Origin of the sequence: Dechloromonas hortensis (genome assembly GCF_009469765.1) — a bacterium.
Taxonomy (GTDB): domain Bacteria; phylum Pseudomonadota; class Gammaproteobacteria; order Burkholderiales; family Rhodocyclaceae; genus Azonexus; species Azonexus hortensis.
This window is the reverse complement of sequence record NZ_SSSQ01000007.1, coordinates 167,232-189,753: the sequence shown is the minus strand read 5'-3', so window position 1 is coordinate 189,753 and position 22,522 is coordinate 167,232. Positions and strand designations below refer to the sequence as shown.

Sequence of the window (22,522 nt, the reverse complement as noted above, 5' to 3'; positions counted from 1 at the left end):
ACTGCTGACAGATGTCAATTTTACCCCAGGCCCATCCCTTCCGGCGGTTCGGTCGGCGACTCCTCGCCGGCGCCCTGCCCGGCAGTTGCCTGCTGTGTGGCGGCGATAGCGCGCCAAGCCTGATCTGTCCTGACTGCGAGGCTGATTTGCCGGCGCTGCCCGGCGCTCTTTGCCCGCTCTGCAACGAACAGACAACGCACGGCGAACGCTGCGGCGCCTGCTTGAAAGAGGCGCCGCATTTCGATCGGACCACTGCCCGTTTCCGCTACGATTTTCCGGTGGACCGCATCATTCACGCCCTCAAGTACGGCCACCAGCTGGCTGTCGCCGACTGGCTCGCCGGGCAAATGCTGGGGACCCCAGACACACCTAATGTCGACCTGATCATTCCACTGCCGCTGCACAGTGAGCGCCTGCGCGAACGCGGCTTCAACCAGTCGGCCGAAATTGCTGGCCGCCTTGGAAAATGCCTCAAATTGCCGGTCGACCGCAGCACACTGCTGCGCACCCGCGCCACGCCACCGCAGGCCGAATTGCCGCTCAAGGAGCGCCACAAGAATGTGCGCGGCGCCTTTGAATGTCGCGGCGACTTCAGCGGCCGCCGTATCCTGCTGGTCGATGACGTGATGACCACCGGCGCCACCCTGAACGAGTGCGCCCGGGTCTTGAAGCTGCATGGCGCCAGCACGGTTCACGTCGTCGTCGCTGCGCGCGCCCTTAAACACTAGCCGGAAAAGCATGTTCTAATCCGCAACCTTGCCACTCACGGAAGCCTGAAACGTGTTCGCCGTCGTTCTCTATCAGCCGGAAATTCCACCCAACACGGGCAACATCATTCGACTCTGCGCCAATACCGGCGCCGAACTGCATCTCGTCGAACCGCTCGGCTTCGATATCACCGACAAATCGCTGCGCCGGGCCGGCCTCGATTACCACGAGTACGCCCGGGTCGTTCGTCACGCCGACTGGGCAGCCTGCAAGGTCGCCCTGGTTGGTCGCCGGCTATTCGCGATGACCACCAAGGGTCAGGCCAGCCCGTACACGACCACCTTGCAGGAAAACGATGTATTTGTCTTTGGCCGCGAAACCAGCGGTCTACCGCCGGAAATATTTGCCGAGTTTCCGGAAGCGCATCGCCTGCGCCTGCCGATGCAGGCCGGCCAACGCAGCCTGAATCTCTCCAACGCTGCGGCCGTCACGGTCTTCGAAGCCTGGCGCCAGGCCGGCTTCACTGGCTCAGTCTAGGCCAGCTCTTCCTTCGGGTCGCGCGCCATCAGCTGCTCGACCGCCTGCGCGGCAGTCAGGCGACCGTCGAGCACCGCGGCCACGGCGGCACTGATCGGCATATCAACACCGAGTTTGCGGGCCAGTTGATCGACCTCACGGGCCGTGTAAACGCCTTCGGCAACATGACCCAGCTCTTCGAGAATTTGCGGCAAGGACTTGTTTTCGGCCAGCGCCAGACCCACGCGTCGGTTACGCGACAGATCGCCGGTACAGGTCAAAATCAGGTCCCCCATGCCGGCCAGACCCATGAAGGTTTCGCGCTGCGCGCCGAGGGCCAGACCAAGCCGGGCGATTTCCGCCAGGCCCCGCGTCATCAGCGCGGCACGCGAGTTCAGGCCGAGCCCCAAACCATCGCAGGTGCCGGTCGCAATGGCCAGTACATTCTTGATCGCCCCACCGACCTCGACACCGACCAGATCGTCATTGGCGTAGATGCGTAGACGCGTCGTGTGTAGTTGGCGGGCCGCTTCCCGGGCAAAGGCCGGATCATTGGCCGCCAGCGCGACCGCGGTCGGCTGCCCGGCTGCCACTTCCTCGGCAAAACTGGGACCCGACAGCGCACCGCAAACGGCCTGCGGCCCCAGCACCTCGGTGACGACCTGGTGCGGCAATTTGCCACTACCGGCCTCGAAACCCTTGCACACCCACAAGATCGGCAAGGTACAGCCGAGCGCCTGCAAGCGTTCGACCGTCGGACGCAGGCCGGCAATCGGCGTCGCCACGACCAGCAACTCGGCATCTGCTACGGCGGCAGCAAAATCGGTCGACACCTGCACCGCTTCCGGCAGCCGGTAACCCGGGAAGAAACGATGGTTTTCCCGCGTTTCGCGCAGGTCGACCGCAACGTCCTCTTCCCGCGACCACAAGGTAACCTGATGTTTGCCGGCAAAAGCAATGGACAGCGCCGTTCCCCAGGCGCCAGCGCCGAGCAAGGTAATCTTCATAAACCCCAGACCTGCAATGAACGAACGTAGCCGGTCGCCCCGTCGCGGTGGCGCACCTTGGCCCAACCGGGCGACGCCGGCTCGATGAACTCCAGGCCGACACCCTTGTCGATTTCAACGACCAGCGGCGCCTCGATCTTGTCGGACTGGCGGATTTCCGCCTTGGCCGCGGTCACCACCAGCATCCGGCGTTCGCCGAGGTTGCGCGCCTCGATCCAGGCCAGCGTTCCCTCGGCATCGCGGACCTTGCACCACCCCTCCAGACGGACCACCACCTCGACCGGCGTCTGCGCCTTGATCAGATAGAGTTTTTTGCCCTTCTGCGAGGGGGCGTCATAGAGTACTGCCGCCGGAACGTCGACCGAACGGTAGTCAATGGCCTGCGCTGCTCCGCCAAGGCAGAGCAACGCCAGGGCAGCGATGGTCCGGCGCCGGATCTGCATGATTTACTGAATGGTGACTTCGGTCGGCTCCGAAGCCTGTTCCTGCATGCGCTGCATGTACATGGCTTCGAAATTGACCGGTTGCAGCACGATGGCCTGGAAACCGGCCCGGGTCACTGCGTCGGAAACCGCCTCGCGGGCATACGGGAACAGAATGTTCGGGCAGGCAACGGCAACCAGCGGCTCGATCTGTTCATCCGGCACATTCATGATGCGGAAAATGCCGGCCTGACCGACTTCGACCAGGAAAACCGTCTTCTCGGCGAACTTGGCAGTCACGGTCACCGTCAGGATAACTTCGAAGACGCCTTCGCCAACGCCACGGGCGCCGGTATTCAGCTGAATTTCGACCTGCGGGGCTTCACGCTCAAGGAAGATTTCCGGCGCATTCGGCACTTCGACGGAGAGATCCTTGACGTAGAGTTTTTCGATGGCAAAAACGGGTTGCTGATTTTGTTCCATGGTCATCTTTCAGTGAATTAATCGGTTTTCAGGCAGCGGCTTCAAGCAGCGGCTTCAGTTCGCCCGCCGCATCAAGCGCATAAAGATCATCACAGCCCCCGACATGGGTTTCGCCGATGAAGATCTGCGGCACGGTACGCCGCTTGGTTTTCTGCATCATTTCATCGCGCCGCTCCGGATCAAGATCGACACGCACTTCCTCGATCTCGGTCACGCCACGATTGCTCAGCAACTGTTTGGCCCGAATGCAATAAGGGCAAACTGCCGTTGTATACATCAGGACATGAGCGCTCATTTGTTGCGGGTTCCCTTCTTGACCGGGTAACCGGCACCGACCCAGGCATCGACCCCGCCGGCCAGACTGTAAACACGGCTGAAGCCGAGCTTGCCCAGTTCGCCGCAACCCTTGGCCGAGCGCATACCGGCTGCGCAGCAAACGATCACCGGCTTGTCCTTGAATTTCTCGATTTCATTGACCCGGTCTGCCAACTTGGCGAGCGGGATATTACGGGCCTCCGGCAAATGCCCGGCCGCAAACTCGTCCGCTTCACGCACGTCGACGATATGGGCGTCTTCGCGATTGATCAGCAGCGTCGCCTCGGCCGGATTGACCTCGTTTTTGCCTGACCGCGCAAACATCGGCCAAAGCAGGCCAAGGCCACTGATCACGACAATCGAAATCAGCAGGATATTCTGATTGATAAACTCCATCGGCATTACTTAACTCTCCACACCACAAAAAACTTCACGCATCATGCCGACCAGCTGCAACGTACGTTGATCACCCACCCGATAAAAAACACGATTGGCATCCTTGCGCGTCAGCAAGACGCCCTTCTCGCGCAAGATGGCCAGATGCTGGGAAATATTGCTCTGCGAAGTGCCGACCGCATCGACGATCTCCTGCACACACGCCTCCTGATCGCCAAGCACACAAAGGATCTTGAGGCGCAGCGGATGCGCGATGGCCTTGAGCGCACGGGCGGCCATCTCGATGTGTTCCTGCTTCTCGATCAGGTTGAAGGAAGGCTTTTCCAAGATAATAAAACCCCGTTATCGGTTAATGGATCATTATAAAATAACGATTTGCATTTCACAGACCTTAATTAACATCAATCCGTAATCGTGCGCCGACAAAACAGCACTGCGGGCTCCAGCCAGAATCCCGGGCCCAGGCGACCAGAATGGCAGCACAAGCCCTTGCGAACACCTTTTCCGAAAAATCTCCGGTCGATGCAAATTCCCGCGCTCGCCTTGCTGCTGACCGCAGTTTTTGCCTCGCCCCCAGCTGGCGCGGCCAAGCAGCCAGCAATCTCGGCCAAGCCCGCCAGCGCCAACGCAACACCTGAAATAGCCGAAAAGCAGGCCGACCTCGGGGAACTCCGCAGCCGCATCGAAGGTTTGCGCAAGGAACTGAACGCCAGCGAGGAAAACAAGGCCGACGCAGCAGACCGGCTGCGTGAGTCGGAACGCCAGATCTCCCGCCTGCAACGCGAACTACTGGAACTCACCGAGCAGCGCGGTCAACTGCAAAAAAAACTGAAAGACCTGGAGTTCCAGTCACACGAACTGAGCAGCACGCTAGGCCTGCAGCAAGCGCAACTGGAAAAACTGCTCTACAAGCAATACCTGCGCGGCACGCCGGATTCGCTGCAACTTTTGCTGAACGGCAACGACCCCAACCAGATGGCGCGCGACCTGCATTACCTGTCGGCCATCGCCCTGACCCGGGCCGAACTGATGGGCGAGATCAACGCCACGCTCGACCGCAAGAAAGCACTGGCCGCCAATGCCAAGGAGCGGGCTGAAGAACTGCAGGATGTCGAGGCTCGGCAGCAGCAACGCCACGCCGAGCTGGAGAAGCAACGGGCCGAGCGGAAAGCGCTCTACGCGCAGATTTCCGACAAGGTGAACAGCCAGCGCAAGGAAATCGGCAACCTGCAACAAAACGAAAAACGACTGACCCAGCTCATCGACCGCCTGTCGAAAATCCTTGCCGCCCAGGCCGCCCAAGCGGCGCGCGCGGCGGAAGCAGCCAAGGCCGCGGAAGCTGCCCGCCTGGCCGAAGTCGCCAAGCAGAAAGCAAAACCTCGCCCGCAGCAGGAAGAGAAGGAGCCGAGCCGCCCGGCGCCAGCCACCGAAGCCAGCCGTCCCAAAACAATCGAAGCCGAGAACCGCTACGAACCTGTCGCCAACGATGGTAGTTTTGCCCGCCAGCAAGGCAACCTGCGCCTGCCGGTGCGCGGCGTCGTCTCCGGACGTTTCGGTACACCGCGTGATGGCGGCGGCACCTGGCGCGGACTTTTCATCAAGGCCGGCAGCGGCAGCGAAGTCAAGGCCATCGCCGGTGGCAGGGTCGTTTTTTCCGAATGGATGCGCGGTTTTGGCAATCTGCTGATCGTCGACCACGGCAATGCCTATCTCTCGATCTACGGCAATAACGACTCGCTGCTCAAGCACGTCGGGCAAGCCGTCAAAGGCGGGGAAACGGTAGCCACTGTCGGCAACAGCGGGGGCAACCCGGATTCCGGTTTATACTTTGAACTCCGCCACCAAGGGCAACCGATCGACCCGATGAAATGGGCCAGTTTGAAATGAGCAAAGCGAAAACCATCAGTTTGGCATTAGGCGGCTTTGTCGCCGGCGCCCTTATCAGCCTGCACATCCCGGCCCTGGCCGACAAGGAAGTGAAACCCGGCTTGCCGATCGACGAGTTGCGTACCTTTGCCGAGGTCTACAGCGCGATCAAGCAGGGCTACGTCGAACCGGTCGAAGACAAGAAGATGATCACCAATGCCATTTCCGGCATGCTGTCCAATCTCGACCCGCATTCCGCCTACCTCGACGCCGACGCCTTCAAGGATCTGCAGGTTGGCACCCAGGGTGAGTTTGGCGGCCTCGGCATCGAAGTCGGCATGGAAGACGGCCTGGTCAAGGTCGTCTCGCCAATCGAGGACACCCCGGCCTACCGTGCCGGCGTCAAGGCCGGCGATCTCATTTTCAAGCTCGACGACACGCCGGTCAAAGGCCTGACCCTGAGCGACGCCGTCAAGAAGATGCGCGGCAAGCCGAAGACGCCGATCAAGATTTCCATCATCCGCAAGGGTGAAAGCAAGCCGATCGAAATCACGCTGGTTCGCGAAGTGATCAAGGTCCAGAGCGTCAAGTCGAAGCTGGTCGAACCCGGCTACGGCTGGGTGCGCATCACCCAGTTCCAGGAAAACACCATTGGCGAACTGGCCAAGGCGGTCAGCGGCCTGTACAAGGACGGCAACAAGCTGCAAGGCCTGGTCCTCGACCTGCGCAACGACCCGGGCGGCCTGCTCAACGGCGCCATCGGCGTCTCGGCGGCCTTCCTGCCGCCGGATGTCAAGGTCGTTTCGACCGACGGTCGTACCGAGGATGCCAAGCAGGAATTCAAGGCACGCGCCCAGGATTACCTGCGCGGCTCCAAGGAAGACCCCCTGAAGAGCATGCCGATCGACATCAAGAAGGTGCCGATGGTCGTGCTGGTCAATGGCGGCTCGGCCTCGGCCTCCGAAATTGTCGCCGGCGCCCTGCAGGACCACAAGCGAGCCATCATTGTCGGTACGCAAACCTTCGGCAAGGGCTCGGTGCAGTCCGTCCTGCCCCTGCCCGGCAACACGGCGATCAAACTGACCACGGCCCGTTACTACACGCCGGATGGCCGCTCGATTCAGGCCAAGGGAATCGTGCCCGACATCATCGTCGAAGAAACGGCAAACGGCAGCGCAGGCGGCATGCGTATCCGCGAAGCGGACCTTGATCGTCACCTGATCAACGACCGCGAGAAGGAAGCCGGCAAGGACGCGGCCAAACCCGAAAGCAAGCCGGAAGCCAAACCGCAGGCGAAGCCCCAGAGCAAGTCCGGCAAGGACAAGGGCAGCAAGGACGACGCCGAGGATGAAGTGCCGGCACGCATGGAATATGCAAGCAAGGGCGACTATCAGTTCCAGCAGGCGCTGAATCTGCTCAAGGGCTTGCAGATCATGCAGGGCAAAGCAAAGGACTAGAGCTCAAGGGGGAGGTGCGATGAGTTCGTCTGACCTGAAAAAGCAACGCGAGATATTGTTCGCCAAATTCCCCCCCGGCCAGGTGCCCGAGGCAGCAGATGACCTCGGCCACCTGGACGAGGTGGAGGCAGCGCCAAAGATCGAGAAACGTGCGGTGGCCGTGGCTTACGAGTTGCAGCAACACACGCTGCAGGAACTCGAGGCGCATCTCGAAGACAAGGGCTACCATCTCGATAACACGCTGATGAGCAAACTGACCCGGGCCTTGATTCATTACGTCGAGGACACCCAGTTGCATAACCTGGGCGCCCCGGAAAAGCGCCTCAAGCGCTCGTCGCAGGAAGCCTACGTGCACGCCTGGGAACACCGCCCGCATGGCGACCACGACGACACCCCGCCGGAGTGGCGCGAATACAAGTGACGGACGAGCAGCTTCTCCGCTATAGCCGACACATTCTGCTGGATGCACTGGGGATCGAAGGTCAGGAGCGCATCCTGGCAACCCACGCCTTGATCATCGGTGCCGGCGGCCTCGGTTCGCCGGCCGCGCTCTACCTGGCCTCGGCCGGCATCGGCAAGATCACGCTGGTCGACGACGACAGCGTCGATTTCACCAACCTGCAGCGTCAGATCCTGCACACCCAGGCCCGCATCGGCATGGCCAAGGCCGAATCAGGCCGGCAGGCGCTGGCCGCGATCAATCCCGACATCGAGATCATGCCCTTGCAGGCCCGCCTCTCGGGCGCGGCATTGGACGCCTTGGTAGCAAGCGCCGACCTTGTTCTCGATTGCACCGACAATTTTGCGACCCGGCATGCCATCAACCGCGCCTGCGTCCATCACAAAAAGCCGCTGGTCTCCGGCGCCGCCATTCGCTTCGATGGCCAGATCAGTGTCTACGATCTACGTCGCGACGATTCGCCGTGCTACCACTGCCTTTTCCCGGAAGGGGAGGACGTCGAGGAAGTCCGCTGTGCCGTGATGGGTGTTTTTTCCCCGCTGACCGGCATCATCGGTACCATGCAGGCGGCAGAGGCGCTGAAACTGGCGGCCGGTGTCGGCGAAAGCCTGAGCGGCCGCCTGCTGCTGCTCGATGCGCTCGATATGGAGTGGCGCACCGTCCGCTTCAAGAAGGACGGCGGCTGCGCCGTCTGCGGCCCTACTGCGGCCGGGCAATTACCCGGATATCTGCCCCGACCTGACGCAGATCGCGAATCTGCAACGGGTGCTTGCCATCTAGCGTAGTCAGCGCCGGCAGGTTGAACAACCCGCTGGCTTCGTGGCCGATCAGGCAGGGCGCCAGATAGAGCAGCAACTCATCGACCAGCCCTTCACGGAGCAGCGAACCGTTGAGCTTGAAGCCGGCCTCGGCATGTACTTCGTTGATGCCGCGCCGCGCCAATGCTTCCAGTAGCGCCTTGAGCTCCACCTTGCCGGCGGCATTGGGCAGAATTAGCACTTCGGCACCGGTCGACCGCAGCAATGCGGCTTTTTCAGCATTATCGACCGCACCGGCAATCAGCACCGGGCCACCCTGCAGAACCCTGGCGGTCAGTGGCGTTTCCAGCCGGCTATCGACTACCACGCGCAGTGGTTGGCGGGTCGTCTCGACGTCACGGACCAGTAGTTGCGGATCATCGTCGCGTACCGTCCCGATGCCGGTCAGAATCGCACAAGCCCGGGCTCGCCAGGCATGCCCGTCGCGCCGGGCATCCGGGCCGGTTATCCACTGGCTGACGCCGTTGTTGAGGGCCGTCTTGCCATCCAGGCTGGCCGCCGTCTTCAGGCGCAACCAAGGGCGACCACGGGTCATCCGCGAAACGAAACCGATATTCAGTTCGCGCGCTTCGTTTTCCAGCAGACCAGAGGCCGTCTCGATGCCGGCAGCCTGCAACATGGCCAGGCCCTGGCCGGCGACCAGCGGATTGGGATCGGTCATTGCCGCGACGACGCGGGCTACCCCCGCAGCAATCAGGGCTTCGGCACACGGCGGTGTGCGACCGTGATGGCTGCATGGTTCGAGCGTGACATAGGCGGTAGCGCCGCGCGCCTGCTCGCCGGCTGCACGCAAGGCATGGACTTCGGCATGCGGTTCGCCGGCTTTCTCGTGCCAGCCCTCGCCGACCACCCGGCCATCGCGCACCAGCACACAACCGACCCGCGGGTTGGGCGAAGTCGTCCATAACCCGCGCTCGGCCAGCTGCAGGGCGCGCGCCATCATGCCGTGGTCGACGGCGCTGAAACTCATTTTTTCTTGGGGGTCGGTGAAACTTCGCGGATCGCCCGGGAAAAGGCATCCACGTCTTCAAAATTGCGATAAACCGAGGCAAAGCGGATATAGGCCACCTTGTCGAGCTTCTTCAACTCACGCATGACCAGCTCACCGAGCTGTTGCGTGCTGACTTCGCGCTCGCCGGCGGTGAGCAGCATTTCTTCGATATCGGCCACCGCGGCATCGAGCGACTCGATCGAGACCGGCCGCTTGCGCAAGGCCAGCTCCAGGCTGGCCCGCAACTTGTCGCGATTGAACTCGGTGCGTAGACCGTTCTTCTTGACCACCTGCGGCAGGCGGATTTCCGCCCGCTCGTAGGTGGTAAAACGCTTGTCGCAGGCATTGCACTTCCTGCGGCGACGAACGACGTCACCTTCGTCATTCAGACGGGTATCGGCAACCGCCGTTTCATCCGCACCGCAGAAAGGGCATTTCACTGGCGCTTAGGCTCCGTACACCGGGAACTTCGCGCACAGTTCGGCGACTTTGGCGCGCACCTTGGCGGCCACTGCCTCGTCGCTCGGCGCATCAAGCACGTCGGCAACCAGATGGGCGACCGTTTCGGCTTCGATTTCGGTGAAGCCGCGGGTCGTCATGGCCGGCGAACCGATGCGGATGCCGGAGGTGACGAACGGCTTCTGCGGGTCGTTCGGGATGCCGTTCTTGTTGACCGTGATGTGGGCACGGCCGAGGGCGGCTTCGGCATCCTTGCCGGTGATGTTCTTGGCACGCAGGTCGAGCAGGAAGACGTGGCTTTCGGTGCGGCCGGAAACGATGCGCAGACCGCGCTCCTCACCCAGCACACGGGCCATGACGCGGGCGTTGGCGATGACCTGTTCCTGGTAGTTGCGGAATTCCGGCGTCGCGGCTTCCTTGAAGGCAACTGCCTTGGCGGCGATGACGTGCTCCAGCGGACCGCCTTGCAGGCCCGGGAAGATGGCGGAATTGAGGGCCTTTTCGTGCTCGGCCTTCATCAGGATGACGCCACCGCGCGGGCCGCGCAGGGTCTTGTGGGTGGTCGAGGTGACGACATCGGCGAAGGGCACCGGATTCGGGTAGAAACCAGCGGCGATCAGGCCGGCGTAGTGGGCCATGTCCACCCAGAAAATGGCGCCGATTTCCTTGGCGATCTTGGCGAAGCGTTCCCAGTCGATGCGCAGGGCGTAGGCCGAGGCACCGGCGACGATGATCTTCGGCTTGTGCTCGCGGGCCAGCGCCTCCATCTTGTCGTAGTCGATCTCTTCCTTTTCGTTCAGGCCGTAGGAGACGACGTTGAACCACTTGCCGGACATGTTGAGCGCCATGCCGTGGGTCAGGTGACCGCCTTCGGCCAGGCTCATGCCCATGATGGTGTCGCCCGGCTTGGCAAAGGCCATCAGCACGGCCTGGTTGGCCTGCGAACCGGAATTCGGCTGGACGTTGGCAGCTTCGGCGCCGAACAGCTTCTTCAGGCGATCGATCGCGATCTGCTCGGCGATATCGACGTATTCGCAGCCACCGTAGTAGCGCTTGCCCGGATAGCCTTCGGCGTACTTGTTGGTGAGCTGGGAGCCTTGGGCTTCCATGACTGCGTTGCTCACGTAGTTTTCGGACGCGATCAGTTCGATGTGGTCTTCCTGACGCTGGACTTCGGCCTGCATGGCCTGCCAGAGTTCAGGGTCAACTTTTGCCAGGGTGTCTTTCGCGGAAAACATGGGGAATGCCTCAAGCCATTGAAAAGGGCAGGAATTTTATCACGAGGGAAGCTCGTCGAGCGCCCCCGCCTCCAGATGCTCGGTTTCAGCCCAGGTTTCGATGTGCCAGCGACCGTCGACCGCGGCAATCCAGTTCAGGCCGGCATTCGGAATCAGGAAGTCGCGCGGCGTTTCCAGGCTATTGCCACGTACGAAGCGGTTGATGATGTCGAGCACCCCGCCGTGCAGCACGACAACGACATTCTGCCCCGGATGGCCGGCGGCAATTTCCTGCAGCTTGCCGGTCACGCGCTCGAACATCGCCAGCAGGCTCTCGCCATTCTCGAAGTCGTAGTTGGCGTTGCGCCCTTCGAAGGCGGCATAGCCGGCAGGATATTTTGCTTTCGCTTCGTCGTAGGTCAGGCCTTCGAAGACGCCGTAGCGGCGCTCGCGCATCTCGGGCACGGCGACCGGAACCAACCCGAGTGCCCGACCGATGGCCTGCGCCGTCGCCCAGGCACGCTTGAGATCGCTGCCATAGACGGCCGCAATGCCGGCCCCCCGCAGCCAGCGCCCGGCCGCCTCGGCCTGGCGCATGCCGATCTCGTTCAAACCGATGTCGATCTGCCCCTGAATTCGACGGGCAGCATTCCATTCCGTCTCGCCGTGACGCACCAAACAGATACGGGTTGGCTGGCTTGTAGGGATTTCCACCATGTTCGCTCTATGACCTTCGCGGTAAATTTCGATCAGTGGGATTTTCCATTAACCCCGGACCATCTAGAAGCCGGGAATTTTACCAATCGAGGAGGACTTTCCGTGACCCTTCTGCTCAAGCTCTCGCAGCTGATCGACTGGCTCAATGAGCGCGTCGGCAAAGGTGCGTTCTGGCTGGTGCTGCTGATGACTGTCATCAGTGCAGGCAACGCCACCGTGCGTTTCATCTTCAACTACAGTTCGAACGGCCTGCTGGAAATTCAGTGGTACCTGTTCGCCGCTGTCTTCATCCTCTGCTCGCCCTACACGCTGCAGAAAAACGAGCACGTCCGCATCGACGTCGTGTCCGGCAAGCTGTCACCCCGAAGCCAGGCCGTCATCGACATCATTGGGACGCTGTTCTTCCTTCTGCCTATGGTCATCGCCGTCCTCTGGCTGTCGCTGCCGCTGGTCGCCGATTCGATCAAGATCAATGAGATGTCGGCCAACGCCGGCGGCCTGATTCGCTGGCCGGTCAAAATCCTCTTGCCGATCGGCTTCACGCTGCTCGCCCTGCAGGGCATTTCCGAACTGATCAAGCGCGTCGCCTTCCTGGCCGGCCTGATCGCCGACCCGAACAGCAAGGCCGCCGGCCCGACACCCGAAGAAGAACTGGCTGCCGCCATTGCCGCCGCCAAAGCCAAGGAGGCCAAATAATGGAATGGATTATCGGCAACATGGCGCCGCTGATGTTCGGCGCCCTGGTTCTCTTCCTGCTGTTCGGCTACCCGGTCGCCTTCGCGCTGGCTGCCAACGGTATCGTCTTCGGCCTGCTCGGCATCGAACTCGGCCTGCTCCAGCCGGCCCTCTTCCAGGCATTGCCGGAGCGCATCTTCGGCATCATGGCCAACGACACGCTGCTCGCCATCCCCTTCTTCACGTTCATGGGGCTGGTACTTGAGCGATCCGGCATGGCGGAAGACCTGCTCGACACCATCGGCCAACTGTTCGGCCCGCTGCGTGGCGGTCTGGCCTACGCCGTCATCTTCGTCGGCGCCCTGCTCGCCGCAACGACCGGCGTGGTCGCTGCTTCGGTGATCTCGATGGGTCTGATCTCGCTGCCCATCATGCTGCGCTACGGCTACGACAAGCGTCTCGCCTCCGGCGTCATCGCCGCTTCCGGCACGCTGGCCCAGATCATCCCGCCGTCACTGGTTCTGATCATCATGGCCGACCAGCTCGGCAAGTCGGTCGGCGACATGTACGAAGGCGCAATGATCCCGGGTCTGATCCTGACCGGCCTCTACGTCGGCTACGTCGTCCTGCTCACCATCATCAAACCGAACGCCGCCCCGGCCCTGCCGCCGGAAGCCCGCAGCCTGCGCGGCTTCAAGCTGGCGGTGCGTGTTCTGACGACGATGGTGCCGCCGCTGGTCCTGATCTTCCTGGTCCTCGGCACCATCTTCCTCGGCATCGCGACGCCGACCGAAGGCGGCGCCATGGGCGCAGCCGGCGCGCTGATCCTGGCCGTTGCCCGCAAGCGCCTGTCCTGGAAGCTGCTCAAGCAGGCCATGGAAACCACCGGCAAGCTGTCCTCCTTCGTCGTCTTCATCCTGGTCGGCTCGACGGTCTTCGGCCTGGTCTTCCGGGCGGTGAACGGCGACCTCTGGGTCGAGCACCTGCTGCTCTCCCTGCCCGGCGGCCAGTTGGGCTTCCTGATCGTGGTCAACGTCCTGGTCTTCCTGCTCGCCTTCTTCCTCGACTTCTTCGAACTGTCCTTCATCATCGTGCCGCTGCTCGGGCCGGTGGCCGACAAGCTGGGCATCGACCTGATCTGGTTCGGCGTGCTGCTCGGGGTGAACATGCAGACCTCCTTCATGCACCCGCCGTTCGGCTTCGCGCTGTTCTACCTGCGCTCGGTGGCGCCGGCCTCGATCAAGACGACAGACATCTACTGGGGCGCCATTCCCTTTGTCTGCATCCAGATCATCATGGTCGCGCTGATCATCATCTTCCCGAACATCGTCAGCTACGGCGACGATGCGCAACGCGAAGCAGCACGCCTGGAGAAGGCTGGCGAAGGCCCGGCCCCGGTCGACCTCGACACCCTGATGCAAGGCGACCAGAACGAAGGCGCCAAGAGCCAGGACCCGAGCACCGACCTGCTGAAGAACCTGCAAGGCGACAAATAAGCCGTAGCCATACCGGCAACGAACAAAGGCGGGGTTTCGACCCCGCCTTTTTTATTTCATAGGCGCCGTCTATATCGCCCATCAACACAAAACATTGGCATGAACACAGAAGGCCGGGCAGAATTGAAATATAGGCATTTCCAGCGGTTGACCGCCGGAATCCCCCACCACCAGCCTCTGAAGGGAGTACATCATGGATATCGGAATCAGCAAAAAAGATCGTGAAAAAATTGCCGAAGGCCTTTCCCACCTGCTTGCCGACTCGTTCACGCTTTACCTGAAGACCCACAACTTCCACTGGAACGTCAAAGGGCCCATGTTCAACACGCTGCACGTGATGTTCATGGACCAATACACCGAACTGTGGAATGCTCTGGACCTGATCGCCGAGCGCATCCGCGCTCTCGGCGTGGCTGCCCCCGGCACCTACCGCGAATTCGCCAAGCTGACCGTTATCCAGGAAAGCGAAGGCGTGCCGACCGCAACCGAGATGATCAAGCAACTGGTCGCCGGCCAGGAGGCAGTCACCAAGACCGCCCGCGGCATCTTCCCGCTGGTCGACAAGGCGGGCGACGAACCGACCGCCGACCTGCTGACCCAGCGCATGCAGATTCACGAAAAGAATGCCTGGATGCTGCGCAGCCTGCTCGAAGACTAAAGCGCGCCGCCGTATAAGCCAGGCAATAAAAAACCCGCCGGAAGGCGGGTTTTTCTTGGTCGGTAGGCTTGCTTAGCGGTGCGACTGCAGGAAGGAGTCCATGCGCATTTCAGCAATACTGAACCAGGCATTCTGGCTCTTGCGGTACTTGTCGAACTCGGTATAGATCTTCTTGAAAGCCGGGTTCTTGCTGGACTCGTCAGCGTAGAGCTCCTGGGCAGCCTTGTAGGCGGCAGCAAGAATCTCGTCAGAGAACTTCTGCAGCTTGACGCCGTTCTGCAACAGCTTGGAGAGCGCGATCGGGTTCTTGTGATCGTACTCGGCCATCACCGTCACATTGGCCTCGTAGGCAGCGGCCTGGAAGGCTTCCTGATAGTCCTTCGGCAGCTTGTCCCATTCCTTCTTATTGACGAAGAAGTGGAAACAGGTGCTCGGCTCCCACCAGCCCGGGTAGTAGTAGTTCTTGGCGACCTTGTAGAAGCCAAGCTTTTCGTCGTCGTAGGGACCGATCCACTCGGCGGCATCGATGGTGCCTTTTTCCAGCGCCGGGTAGATGTCGCCACCGGCGATCTGCTGCGGCACGACGCCGAGTTGCGAGAAGACGGTACCACCGAGGCCGGCGATGCGCATCTTGATGCCCTTGAGGTCAGCCACGGTCTTCACTTCCTTGCGCCACCAGCCGCCCATCTGGGTACCGGTATTGCCGCCGAGGAAGGAGACGACGTTGTAGTTGGCATAGAACTCGTCGAGCAGCTTCTGACCGCCGCCGTAGTAGATCCAGGCATTCATCTGGCGGGCATTCATGCCGAACGGCACAGCCGTGCCAAAACCAAAGGTCTTGTCCTTGCCGACGTAGTAGTAGGAGCAGGTATGGCAGACTTCGACGGTACCTTGCTGCACAGCGTCCAGCGCCTGCAGGCCGGGAACGATTTCACCGCCGGCGAAAACGCGAATGTCGAACTTGCCGTTGGTCATCGCACGCAGGCGATTGGCCAGCACTTCGGCACCACCATAAACGGTATCCAGGCTCTTCGGGAAGCTGGAGGTCAAACGCCACTTGATAGTCGGCGCCGACTGGGCGAAGGCCGGGGCAGCCACGGTTGCGGCGGTGCCGGCAGCAGCACCCAGCGAAGCCTTCTTGAGAAAATCACGACGTTGCATTCTGTCTTGTCTCCGGGGAATAAAATACGTCACGACTGTGACCTGCTGATTCTAATCATCCCGTTCATTCCGAATACTGCTGAAATCCCTTATAGGCAGCATGAAAAAACCCCGCGCTGCATAACAGGGCGGGGTTTTGATATCGACAGCCCGATCGGGCTGCGCAGCGGGTCGATTTACTTGTGCGACTGCAGGAAGGCATCCATGCGCATTTCGGCAACGCTGAACCAGGCATTCTGCGTCTTGCGATATTTGTCGTACTCGGTAAAGATCTTCTTGAAGGCCGGATTCTTGGCGGACTCGTCAGCGTAGAGCTGCTGGGCGGCCTTGTAGGCGGCTTCGAGAACCTCGTCGGGGTACTTCTGCAGCTTGACGCCGCTTTGCAGCAACTTGGAGAGCGCGATCGGGTTCTTGTGATCGTATTCCGCCATCATCGTCACGTTGGCCTCGTAGGCAGCGGCCTGGAAAGCTTCCTGATATTCCTTCGGCAGCTTGTCCCATTCCTTCTTGTTGACGAAGAAGTTGATCATCGGGCCCGGCTCCCACCAGCCCGGGTAGTAGTAATTCTTGGCGACCTTGTAGAAGCCCAGCTTCTCGTCGTCGTACGGGCCGACCCATTCGGCGGCGTCAATGGTGCCTTTTTCCAGCGCCGGGTAGATATCGCCACCGGCGATCTGCTGCGGCACGGCGCCGAGCGCAGCGAAGACATTGCCGCCCAGACCGGCGATCCGCATTTTCAGGCCATTGACGTCGGCCAGGCTCTTCACTTCCTTGCGGAACCAGCCGCCCATCTGGGTACCGGTATTGCCGCCCGGGAAATGGATAACGTTGTAGTTGGCGTAAAACTCGTTGAGCAGCTTGTCGCCGCCGCCGTAGTACAGCCAGGCATTCATCTGGCGGGCATTCATGCCGAACGGGATGGAGGTGCCGAAACCGAAGGCCTTGTCTTTGCCGACGTAATAGTAGGAACAGGTGTGGCAGACTTCGACGGTGCCTTGCTGCACGGCGTCCAGCGCCTGCAGGCCGGGGACGATTTCACCGCCGGCGAAGACGCGGATGTCGAACTTGCCGCCGGTCATGGCGCGCAAGCGGTTGGCCAGCACATCGGCACCGCCGTAAATGGTGTCCAGGCTCTTCGGGAAGCTGGAGGTCAGACGCCATTTGATGGTCGGGGCGGATTGGGCGATGGCCGGGGCGGCCAGCGTGGTGGCAGCACCCGCGGCAGCACCGATCGATGCTTTTTTCAGGAAATCACGACGTTGCATATTGTCTCCTCAGGAATTATTGGGAACGTCAAGCGATGTAGCAGCCAGATTCTATCCAAAGCGAAACTTTTGGCGAGTGGTGGAAAACCCTTAGAAAACTACTCCCCGGCGACGGTCATCCGATCGAGCAGGATGGAGCCGCTTTGCTTCGAACCGCGGACCTGGACATCGTTGCCGACGGCGACGATGCCGGCCAGCATCGCCTTCAGGTTGCCGGCAATGGTGATTTCCTCGACCGGGTAGGCGATCTTGCCGTTCTCGACCCAGTAGCCGGCCGCCCCGCGCGAGTAATCGCCAGTCACATAATTGACGCCATGGCCGAGCAGTTCGGTCACCAGCAGGCCACGCCCCATCTCAGCGAGCAGGCCGGCCAGATCGAGGTCGCCCGGCTTGATGATCAGATTGTGGCTGCCGCCGGCATTGGCCGTAGTCTGCATACCCAGCTTGCGGGCAGTGTAGGTGCTCAGGAAATAGCCTTGCAGGATGCCATCGGTGACCACTTCTCGGTCATAGGTCGCAACACCATCGCTGTCGAACGCCGAGGAGCCGAGGCCGCGCTTGATGTGCGGCCGCTCGCTGATCTGCACGAATTCCGGCATCACGCGTTTGCCGAGGTGATCGAGCAGGAAGGAGGATTTGCGGTAGAGCGCCCCGCCGCTGGCGGCATGGACCAGGCTGCCGAGCAGGCCGCTGGCCAGCGGCGCTTCGAACAGGACGGGAAACTCCCCGGTCTTGACCTTGCGCCCGCCGAGGCGGGCAACGGCGCGTTCGGCTGCGGTACGGCCGACGGTGGCTGGATCGTCGAGTTCGTCGGCGCAACGGCGCGTCGTGTACCAGTCGTCGCGCTGCATCGCATCCTGCTCGCCGGCAATCACCGAGCAGGAAATGTAATGGCGCGAGGTCGGGTAGCCGCCCATGAAACCCAGACTGTTGGCCGACACAAAATGCGCCTGCTGCGTGGACACCGACGCACCTTCGGAATTGCTGACCAGCGGGCTGGCGTCGAACGCCGCCTGTTCGCAGCGGCGAGCGGTGGCGATCGCATCTTCGACGGTCAACGCCCACGGATGGTACAAATCCAGATCCGGGCAATCCTTGGCCATCAAGGCCGCCTCGGCCAAGCCGGCGCAATCGTCTTCGGCCGTGAAGCGGGCGATGTTCAGGGCCGCCTCGACCGTCTCGCGCAGCGCCTGTGCCGAAAAGTCGGAAGTGCTGGCGTAACCCTTGCGCTGGCCGGAATAGATGGTGATGCCGATGCCTTTGTCGCGGTTGAATTCGATGGTCTCGACCTCGTCGCAACGGACCCCGACCGACTGGCCAAAACCTTCCGAAACGTCCACCTCGCAAGCGCTGGCGCCCTTATCGCGGGCATGCTTGAGGACATCCTCGGCCAGTTGCTGCAAGGTCGAAAAGGCGTAGGAAAAGCTGGCGACTTCAGGCATGGATGGGGCGTCCGAACGGGAAAATCGCTATCATAGCAGCCCGACATTGTCAGCCCGCGAATGCGCCCCATGCACGAAGAAGATTTCACCGAGAGTACCAGCCGCCCTTCCAAGACCAAGCAGAAGGAGGCGATGCATGAATTGCGCGATCTCGGCGCCGAACTGGTCGAACTTTCCGTCGGTCAGCTGAAGAAGATCAAGCTGCCGGAGGAGATTTTCGAGGCCGTCCGCGCCTGCCAGAAGATCACCGCCCACGGCGCCCGCCGCCGCCAGGTGGCCTATCTGGGCAAGTTGATGCGCAATGTCGACGACGAACCGATCCGCGCCGGCCTGGCGCTGCTGCGCGGCGAATCGTCGGCCGAAATCGCCCGCATTCATCGCCTGGAGCGACTGCGCCTGCGCCTGCTCGAAGACGAGTCGACGCTGGCCGACATCGCCGCCCTCTGGCCAAGCGTCGACCTGCAACATCTCCGCCAGTTGCGCCGCAATGCGCTGAAGGAGCAGGAAGCCAAGAAGCCGCCGAAGAACTTCCGCGCCATTTTCCAGTTGCTGCAGGAGCTCGATGGCGCCCCGGCTCCCGTCGAACAGGAAACGGACGATGAGTGAAGAACTGATCATCGGCCTGGTCTCGATCAGCGACCGCGCCTCGACCGGCGTTTATGAAGACAAAGGTATCCCGGCCCTGCAGGAATGGCTGGCCAGTGCACTGACCACTCCGTGGCGGGCGGAAACCCGCTTGATCGCCGACGATCAGCCAAGCATTGAAAATACGCTGATTGAACTGGTCGACCGCAGCCATTGCCATCTGGTGCTGACCACCGGCGGCACCGGCCCGGCCTTGCGCGATGTGACGCCGGAAGCGACGCTGGCCGTCGCCGACAAGGAAATGCCGGGCTTCGGTGAGGAAATGCGGCGGATCAGTCTGAATTTCGTGCCGACCGCGATCCTGTCGCGGCAGGTCGCCGTCATCCGCAAGCAGGCACTGATCATCAACCTGCCCGGCCAGCCGAAGTCGATCAAGGAAACGCTGGAAGGCGTCCGCGCTGCCGACGGCAGCGTCGCCCACGTCGGCATCTTTGCCGCCGTCCCCTACTGCATCGACCTGATCGGCGGCCCCTACGCCGAAACGAACGAGGCCGTGATCAAGGCTTTCCGGCCCAAATCGGCGATCCGGGCCAAGTAATTCGACTTAGCTGATGACGCTCTGGCGGTAACGCGCCAGTTCGTAATCGGCGGTTTGCTCGACCAGAGCCACCGGGGCCAGCAGATAACGCTGCCCGCCCTGGCTGTATTCCAGGCTCTCGCGCAAATCGAACGAGGCCGGCGGCAGAATGACGCGGACCTCGCCGGCTTCCGCCGCCTCGTTGATGAGCAGCGCCGGCAAGCCGGCCACGGCGGCATAGCTGGATGCCGTACGCACCTTCAACTCGGCCGAAACGGCCGTTCTGGCCAGCGTTTCGATACCGACCCGGGCCTCGCTCTGGGTGTCGCGGTGATAGCGGCGCACGATGCCGAGCAGCCAGTTGTCGCCGCCTTCCGGCTGCATCGCGATCAGCGCGCCAACCTTCAGCCATTCGGCCGGAATGCTGTTCAGTTGCGCCCCGAAACCGCCGCGACTGACGTTTTCGACGACCCAGCTCTCGATCTGCAAGCCGGCCGGTCGACCGCCAAATTCGCCGGAAAACACCACAAAAGCGTTGATCAGCCCGTTCAGCACCGACATCCGGTGCTTGACGTGATGCCGGTCATGCCGGCGTTGCGGCGGCACCGGCGCCAGATAGGCCGACAGGTGGCGCAGCACCGGCATCAGCAGGCGCGGGTGATAGCGGTCGCCGAGATTGATCTCGGGCGGTAGGTCGCCGCCGCGCTCCAGCGTACGCAGCAAGGCCTGCATCGCCTCGTTGGCCGCCCCCGGCTTGAAGAAACGCTGGGATGGCGCAGCCTGGGCCGGCATCCGGGCCATCCGCAAGGGCGGCTGGGGCTGGCTGAGATCAACCCAGTACACGCTGTCCTGATGTACCGCCGGGCCAAAAATAAAGGCCGGCAGATAGTGGGCGATCAGGCGTTCGGCCAACTCGATTTCGAGCGGCAACAGGCTGTCCATCGAGGCCGCCTGAAAAACCAGGACTTTCAGATATTCCTGCTGGGCGCAGGAAAGGCCGGCCAGCGGGCGAATCGGCGTCACCTTGCTCGCCACGCCCGCCGCTTCCGCCGTCGCCAGCGCCCGACCCAGACGGAACCAGATCTCGCCGGGCGACGGCCCGTAGTGAAACTGTTCCCACTTGAGGACCGCCCCAAGCGCCGCAATCAAACGGGTGCACAAGGCCGGCAACAGGGGCCGCAGGGCATCCGCCGTGCGGCCGGGGGTGGCCAGGGCGAGCAGGCAGCGCTCGTAGGCCGCGGCGAGCAGCGTCCAGAAACCGTAGTTGATCGACCACAGGCGCTTTTCGTCCGAGCGGTTGAGACGTGCCGTGTGCAGGTATTCGCGCGACAGACGCTTCAGATGCGGCGAGGCGGCCTCTTCCAGCTGGTAGGCCACTTCGTAGATCCGGTCGGCGGCGAGCGTGTCGGCCGCCTGCAGCGATTCGAGCCAGCCGGCGATTTCGTCGAGCGACTTGAAGGCGTTGTTGCCCGGCAGTTCAGCCAGGATTTTCCGCAATTCGTGGGCATCGGCCAGCGGGTGGCTATCCTTTTGGGCAAACAGCCCGCCCAGCACAGGCATCTTTGTCAGCAACTTTGTCTCCGTAAATCGCGCTGCGAGCCGAAATTTTAGCCGCAGACCGGGTTTTCCGCCGTGAACAATTTGGCCTCGCCCTGCAATTGCCGGGGTTTGCGGCGGACGCGCACAGTTCAGATAAAATCGGCCGCTTACTTTGCCAAGCCCCTGAACTCCCATGCAGCAATATCTCGACCTGATGCGCCATGTGCTGGACAACGGCCACGACAAGTCCGACCGCACCGGCACCGGCACCCGTTCCGTCTTCGGCTGGCAAACGCGCTTCGACCTCAACCAGGGCTTCCCGATGGTGACCACCAAGAAGCTGCATCTGAAATCGATCGTGCACGAGTTGCTGTGGTTCATCCAGGGCGACACCAACATTGCCTACCTGCAGCAGAATGGCGTCCGCATCTGGGACGAATGGGCCGATGAAAACGGCGACCTCGGGCCGGTGTACGGCAAGCAATGGCGGCGCTGGGAAACTCCGGACGGCCGGCTGATCGACCAGATCTCGCAACTGGTGCACAGCCTGAAGAACAATCCGGATTCGCGCCGCCACATCGTCTCGGCCTGGAATCCGGGCGACGTGGACAACATGGCGCTGCCGCCCTGCCACTGCCTGTTTCAGTTCTATGTCGCCGGCGGCAAGCTGTCCTGCCAGCTCTACCAGCGCAGCGCCGACATTTTCCTCGGCGTGCCCTTCAACATCGCCTCCTATGCGCTGCTGACCCTGATGCTGGCGCAGGTTTGCGGCTACCAGCCGGGCGAATTCGTGCACACCTTCGGCGACGCCCACATCTACTCGAACCATTTCGAGCAGGCCCGCCTGCAACTGTCACGCCAGCCGCGGCCGCTACCAAAGATGTGGATCAACCCGGACGTCAAGGATCTGTTCGCCTTCCGCTTCGAGGATTTCCGTCTCGATGGCTACGACCCGCACCCGCACATCGCCGCCCAAGTCGCAGTGTAGGTAAGCCCGGCCGGATTTTTGCCGATTCCTGCGGTCGACCGCAGGAATCGGCAAATTCTCAGTTCGGCACTCTCGACCAGCCGCGCTCTTGCAGGCAAGCATGCATGCGACGCACGGTGGCATTGGTTACCGCGCCGTCATTGCCAGCGTAGGTTTTGGCCTTGCACTGGGTCTCGTCGAACTTGTAGTCGGCCTCGCTCGCCCCCTTTTTCTCCCAGCGCGATGACGGGAATAGCGCGCAACCGGCGATGGCAGCGGCCAGGACGAGCAACAGGCTGAGTTTCAGAACGTTGGGTAGAGACAC

At 61.9% G+C, this 22,522-nt stretch carries 27 protein-coding genes; 12 read left to right on the top strand and 15 right to left on the bottom strand.

Features of this window, described 5'->3' with window-relative positions; translation table 11 throughout:
* Window positions 1–11 precede the first annotated feature (11 nt).
* Both GH663_RS13075 and GH663_RS13070 read left to right on the top strand, forming a co-directional pair.
* A complete protein-coding gene (locus GH663_RS13075) occupies window positions 12–728 on the top strand; it encodes a ComF family protein (protein WP_153132168.1) in 717 nt (238 codons plus the stop codon).
* Between the two features lie 52 nt (window positions 729–780).
* A complete protein-coding gene (locus tag GH663_RS13070) occupies window positions 781–1,245 on the top strand; it encodes a tRNA (cytidine(34)-2'-O)-methyltransferase (RefSeq protein WP_153132167.1) in 465 nt (154 codons plus the stop codon).
* Here GH663_RS13070 and GH663_RS13065 read toward each other — a convergent pair.
* From GH663_RS13065 to GH663_RS13040, 6 genes are read right to left on the bottom strand one after another with little or no spacing between them, the layout of a single operon-like run.
* Window positions 1,242–2,231: an NAD(P)H-dependent glycerol-3-phosphate dehydrogenase gene (locus GH663_RS13065; RefSeq protein ID WP_153132166.1), complete on the bottom strand. Its 990-nt coding sequence runs from the start codon at window positions 2,229–2,231 to the stop codon at window positions 1,242–1,244. The genes GH663_RS13070 and GH663_RS13065 overlap by 4 nt on opposite strands.
* Window positions 2,228–2,674, bottom strand: coding sequence for an SH3 domain-containing protein (locus tag GH663_RS13060; RefSeq protein ID WP_066881173.1), 447 nt, complete (start codon window positions 2,672–2,674; stop codon window positions 2,228–2,230). Before GH663_RS13060 ends, GH663_RS13065 begins: the two co-directional genes overlap by 4 nt.
* Before the next feature lie 3 nt (window positions 2,675–2,677).
* Window positions 2,678–3,136: a protein-export chaperone SecB gene (gene secB, locus GH663_RS13055; protein WP_153132165.1), complete on the bottom strand. Its 459-nt coding sequence runs from the start codon at window positions 3,134–3,136 to the stop codon at window positions 2,678–2,680.
* A 28-nt stretch (window positions 3,137–3,164) separates the two neighbouring features.
* Window positions 3,165–3,431, bottom strand: a complete 267-nt coding sequence (grxC, locus tag GH663_RS13050; RefSeq protein WP_153132164.1) for a glutaredoxin 3 — start codon at window positions 3,429–3,431, stop codon at window positions 3,165–3,167.
* A complete protein-coding gene (locus tag GH663_RS13045; protein ID WP_211371144.1) occupies window positions 3,428–3,853 on the bottom strand; it encodes a rhodanese-like domain-containing protein in 426 nt (141 codons plus the stop codon). Before GH663_RS13045 ends, grxC begins: the two co-directional genes overlap by 4 nt.
* A 3-nt stretch (window positions 3,854–3,856) precedes the next feature.
* Window positions 3,857–4,126 (bottom strand): ArsR/SmtB family transcription factor, encoded by a 270-nt coding sequence (locus tag GH663_RS13040; protein ID WP_066881722.1) that lies wholly within the window; start codon window positions 4,124–4,126, stop codon window positions 3,857–3,859.
* 243 nt (window positions 4,127–4,369) lie between these two features.
* Between GH663_RS13040 and GH663_RS13035 the strand changes: the two genes are divergently transcribed.
* From GH663_RS13035 to GH663_RS13020, 4 genes are read left to right on the top strand one after another with little or no spacing between them, the layout of a single operon-like run.
* Window positions 4,370–5,734 (top strand): murein hydrolase activator EnvC family protein, encoded by a 1,365-nt coding sequence (locus GH663_RS13035; protein ID WP_153132163.1) that lies wholly within the window; start codon window positions 4,370–4,372, stop codon window positions 5,732–5,734.
* Complete coding sequence (locus GH663_RS13030; protein WP_066881720.1) at window positions 5,731–7,170, top strand: S41 family peptidase; 1,440 nt, start codon at window positions 5,731–5,733, stop codon at window positions 7,168–7,170. Before GH663_RS13035 ends, GH663_RS13030 begins: the two co-directional genes overlap by 4 nt.
* A 19-nt stretch (window positions 7,171–7,189) precedes the next feature.
* Window positions 7,190–7,591 (top strand): hypothetical protein, encoded by a 402-nt coding sequence (locus GH663_RS13025; RefSeq protein WP_066881166.1) that lies wholly within the window; start codon window positions 7,190–7,192, stop codon window positions 7,589–7,591.
* A complete protein-coding gene (locus tag GH663_RS13020; RefSeq protein WP_153132162.1) occupies window positions 7,588–8,415 on the top strand; it encodes a HesA/MoeB/ThiF family protein in 828 nt (275 codons plus the stop codon). Before GH663_RS13025 ends, GH663_RS13020 begins: the two co-directional genes overlap by 4 nt.
* Here GH663_RS13020 and ribD read toward each other — a convergent pair.
* Genes ribD through GH663_RS13000 form a run of 4 tightly spaced genes read right to left on the bottom strand, consistent with a single transcriptional unit; the run spans window position 8,330 to window position 11,832 of the window.
* Window positions 8,330–9,418: a bifunctional diaminohydroxyphosphoribosylaminopyrimidine deaminase/5-amino-6-(5-phosphoribosylamino)uracil reductase RibD gene (ribD, locus tag GH663_RS13015; protein WP_153132161.1), complete on the bottom strand. Its 1,089-nt coding sequence runs from the start codon at window positions 9,416–9,418 to the stop codon at window positions 8,330–8,332. The two genes, GH663_RS13020 and ribD, sit on opposite strands and share 86 nt — an antisense overlap.
* Window positions 9,415–9,879, bottom strand: coding sequence for a transcriptional regulator NrdR (nrdR, locus tag GH663_RS13010; protein ID WP_066881163.1), 465 nt, complete (start codon window positions 9,877–9,879; stop codon window positions 9,415–9,417). The genes ribD and nrdR overlap by 4 nt, the downstream gene beginning before the upstream one ends.
* Before the next feature lie 6 nt (window positions 9,880–9,885).
* Window positions 9,886–11,136: a serine hydroxymethyltransferase gene (gene glyA / locus GH663_RS13005; RefSeq protein ID WP_153132160.1), complete on the bottom strand. Its 1,251-nt coding sequence runs from the start codon at window positions 11,134–11,136 to the stop codon at window positions 9,886–9,888.
* A 39-nt stretch (window positions 11,137–11,175) separates the two neighbouring features.
* Window positions 11,176–11,832 carry a histidine phosphatase family protein gene (locus tag GH663_RS13000; RefSeq protein WP_153132159.1) on the bottom strand — a complete coding sequence of 219 codons (657 nt, stop codon included), beginning with the start codon at window positions 11,830–11,832 and terminating at the stop codon, window positions 11,176–11,178.
* 102 nt (window positions 11,833–11,934) lie between these two features.
* Between GH663_RS13000 and GH663_RS12995 the strand changes: the two genes are divergently transcribed.
* The 3 genes from GH663_RS12995 to GH663_RS12985 all read left to right on the top strand — a co-directional run bounded on the left by GH663_RS12995 (window position 11,935) and on the right by GH663_RS12985 (window position 14,661).
* On the top strand, window positions 11,935–12,528 hold the full coding sequence (locus GH663_RS12995) for a TRAP transporter small permease subunit (protein ID WP_066881158.1): 594 nt from the start codon (window positions 11,935–11,937) through the stop codon (window positions 12,526–12,528).
* Complete coding sequence (locus GH663_RS12990; protein WP_066881155.1) at window positions 12,528–14,003, top strand: TRAP transporter large permease; 1,476 nt, start codon at window positions 12,528–12,530, stop codon at window positions 14,001–14,003. The genes GH663_RS12995 and GH663_RS12990 overlap by 1 nt, the downstream gene beginning before the upstream one ends.
* Before the next feature lie 193 nt (window positions 14,004–14,196).
* Window positions 14,197–14,661 carry a Dps family protein gene (locus GH663_RS12985; RefSeq protein ID WP_066881153.1) on the top strand — a complete coding sequence of 155 codons (465 nt, stop codon included), beginning with the start codon at window positions 14,197–14,199 and terminating at the stop codon, window positions 14,659–14,661.
* Between the two features lie 72 nt (window positions 14,662–14,733).
* Here the strand turns inward: GH663_RS12985 and GH663_RS12980 are convergent, their stop codons facing one another.
* The 3 genes from GH663_RS12980 to pmbA all read right to left on the bottom strand — a co-directional run bounded on the left by GH663_RS12980 (window position 14,734) and on the right by pmbA (window position 18,529).
* Complete coding sequence (locus GH663_RS12980; protein ID WP_066881152.1) at window positions 14,734–15,822, bottom strand: TRAP transporter substrate-binding protein; 1,089 nt, start codon at window positions 15,820–15,822, stop codon at window positions 14,734–14,736.
* 176 nt (window positions 15,823–15,998) lie between these two features.
* Window positions 15,999–17,087, bottom strand: a complete 1,089-nt coding sequence (locus GH663_RS12975; RefSeq protein ID WP_066881150.1) for a TRAP transporter substrate-binding protein — start codon at window positions 17,085–17,087, stop codon at window positions 15,999–16,001.
* A gap of 98 nt (window positions 17,088–17,185) precedes the next feature.
* Window positions 17,186–18,529, bottom strand: coding sequence for a metalloprotease PmbA (pmbA, locus tag GH663_RS12970; RefSeq protein WP_153132158.1), 1,344 nt, complete (start codon window positions 18,527–18,529; stop codon window positions 17,186–17,188).
* A gap of 69 nt (window positions 18,530–18,598) precedes the next feature.
* On the opposite strand from pmbA, the gene yjgA reads away from it, so the two are divergent.
* Entirely contained in the window at window positions 18,599–19,135 is a 537-nt protein-coding gene (yjgA, locus tag GH663_RS12965) for a ribosome biogenesis factor YjgA (protein ID WP_066881718.1), read from the top strand.
* Window positions 19,128–19,712: a molybdopterin adenylyltransferase gene (mog, locus tag GH663_RS12960; RefSeq protein WP_066881146.1), complete on the top strand. Its 585-nt coding sequence runs from the start codon at window positions 19,128–19,130 to the stop codon at window positions 19,710–19,712. Before yjgA ends, mog begins: the two co-directional genes overlap by 8 nt.
* 6 nt (window positions 19,713–19,718) lie before the next feature.
* On the opposite strand, the gene GH663_RS12955 is transcribed toward mog, so the two are convergent.
* Window positions 19,719–21,263, bottom strand: coding sequence for a cyclic-di-GMP receptor FimW-related protein (locus tag GH663_RS12955; protein WP_153132157.1), 1,545 nt, complete (start codon window positions 21,261–21,263; stop codon window positions 19,719–19,721).
* A gap of 160 nt (window positions 21,264–21,423) precedes the next feature.
* Between GH663_RS12955 and GH663_RS12950 the strand changes: the two genes are divergently transcribed.
* On the top strand, window positions 21,424–22,218 hold the full coding sequence (locus tag GH663_RS12950; protein WP_153132156.1) for a thymidylate synthase: 795 nt from the start codon (window positions 21,424–21,426) through the stop codon (window positions 22,216–22,218).
* 58 nt (window positions 22,219–22,276) lie between these two features.
* Here GH663_RS12950 and GH663_RS12945 read toward each other — a convergent pair whose 3' ends face one another.
* Window positions 22,277–22,522 (bottom strand): hypothetical protein, encoded by a 246-nt coding sequence (locus GH663_RS12945; protein WP_153132155.1) that lies wholly within the window; start codon window positions 22,520–22,522, stop codon window positions 22,277–22,279.